This window comes from uncultured Maribacter sp., assembly GCF_947500985.1.
In the GTDB taxonomy this organism is placed as follows: Bacteria; Bacteroidota; Bacteroidia; order Flavobacteriales; family Flavobacteriaceae; genus Maribacter.
Window position 1 is genome coordinate 1 of the sequence record NZ_CANMTX010000025.1, and the last position, 1,458, is coordinate 1,458.

Annotated in this window: 1 protein-coding gene; it reads left to right on the forward strand. The window is 40.9% G+C overall.

What is annotated here, in order from left to right; genetic code table 11:
• Positions 1-345: 345 nt before the first annotated feature.
• Positions 346-1,419, forward strand: coding sequence for an IS110 family transposase (locus Q0871_RS18600; protein ID WP_299326594.1), 1,074 nt, complete (start codon positions 346-348; stop codon positions 1,417-1,419).
• Positions 1,420-1,458 lie beyond the last annotated feature (39 nt).

Here is a 1,458-nt window from a genome sequence, read left to right on the forward strand (position 1 = left end):
GCTCGTATGTTTGGTTCTTAGTTTGAAGATACTATAATTATATAAACAAAGGAGAATGATTAAGTGGTTTAGCTAGATACATTTTCAATGATATCGTTTCATAGATTAACAATTCTTCTAAAGCTACTACTTTTATAAAAGTATTAGCTTGGATACTAACAAAAGCTAAAATAGGAGGGACAGAGAGTTCTCGGCTAGATACACTTTAGAGTGATATCGTTTCATAGAAATCCCGCCCTTCTATAATTTTCTTGGAATCTGAACAGTACCTAGGTCCTTTGGATAGAGATCGAATCAAGTGCGAGCAAAGATGATAAAGAGGATTACAGCTTAAAAACCGAAGAAATGGAAAAGCGTTTAAAACAGAGTCTGGGCATCGATGTTTCAAAATTGAACTTATCATTATCACTTGGTTTTCTCAATGAAAGGCTGGTCAAGGAATTCGAGTCCCATCCCGATGTATCCAATGATCTAAAGGGATATAAGGTACTCTTGAAATGGCTGAAGGCATCTGTCGATCCCAATGTGGAATTGTTGGTGCTGATGGAAGCCACGGGCGTTTACCATCAAGGTATTGCGCATTATCTATACGAGCAGGGCTATAGCGTTTGTGTAATGCAATCCGGTCGTGTAAAGCGCTATGCGCAGAGTTTGGACCAACGTTCCAAAACGGATGCACTCGACAGTAGAATGCTAAGTATGTTAGGTCTGGAAAGGAACATTCGACTATGGCACCCGCCCAGTGAGGAGTTGCAGGAGCTAAAAGGACTGAGCAGGGAACGTAGTTCATTGTTGAACGATAGAACGATGGAGACCAATCGACAAGGAGCTATCGCATCGAGCGTTCATAGCAATGCAAGGGCATTGAAAAGGTACAAGATCAGATTAAAGCTTCTAAACACGCAGATAGCGGCGGTCGAAGAAGATATGCGACTTCTGATCTCTAAAAATAAAGTATTGAAAAGGAAGCTCGATTATTTGATAAGCATACCTGGTATATCGTTTATATCGGCGGCTACGGTGATTGGAGAAACGTTGGGCTTCGAATCTATAGTCAATGCCAAGCAATTGGCGAGCTACGCCGGTTATGATGTGGTATTGAGGGAATCGGGAAACTTCAAGGGAAAGACCAGGATCAGTAAAAAAGGGAACAGCCATATAAGGGCGGTACTGCACATGCCCTCGATGACCTGTGTACGCTGTAACCCAACTTTGAAACAGTTCTACAATAGACTGAAGCCGAACAAGGCAAAGCCGTTGGTGGCACTTGTAGCGGTGCAGAGAAAACTATTGATCTTAATGTACACCTTATGGAAGAACGAAGAAAATTATGATGCTAAATTTGAAATAAAAAAGCAGCAAAAGCATGAAGCTCTTGCTGCGCGGGATAACAGTTTGATAAATCAACCTGTTTCCTAAATTATTAAAGAAAAAACTTGTTTTTCAACACAGTACCTA